This window comes from Streptomyces sp. SID5910 (assembly GCF_009862125.1).
Lineage (GTDB): Bacteria > Actinomycetota > Actinomycetes > Streptomycetales > Streptomycetaceae > Streptomyces.
The window spans coordinates 1-296 of sequence record NZ_WWHX01001038.1 but is presented as its reverse complement, the minus strand read 5'-3'; the positions used below and the strand labels follow the sequence as shown (position 1 = coordinate 296).

1 protein-coding gene is annotated in these 296 nt (G+C 68.2%); it reads left to right on the top strand.

Translation table 11 applies throughout. The annotated features are described in order from the left end of the window. Positions 1-296: acyltransferase domain-containing protein (locus tag GTW67_RS36730; RefSeq protein WP_161169030.1), on the top strand; the 296-nt coding region annotated here is incomplete at both ends.

Below are 296 nucleotides of genomic sequence, written 5' to 3'. Positions count from 1 at the left end.
GCCGAGTGTGCGGCTGCGCTCGACCCGTTCGTGGACTGGTCGCTGACCGACATCCTGCGGGACTCGAACGCGGACGCCTGGCTTGAGCAAGTCGACATGGTGCAGCCGGTCCTGTGGGCTGTGATGGTGTCCTTGGCCGAGGTGTGGCGCTCTCACGGCGTCGAGCCCGCCGCGGTGATCGGTCACTCGCAGGGTGAGATCGCTGCCGCGTGTGTGGCGGGTGCTCTGTCGTTGCAGGACGCGGCGAAGGTGGTGGTCCTTCGCAGCAAGGCGATCCGTGCGCTGTCCGGTCGTGG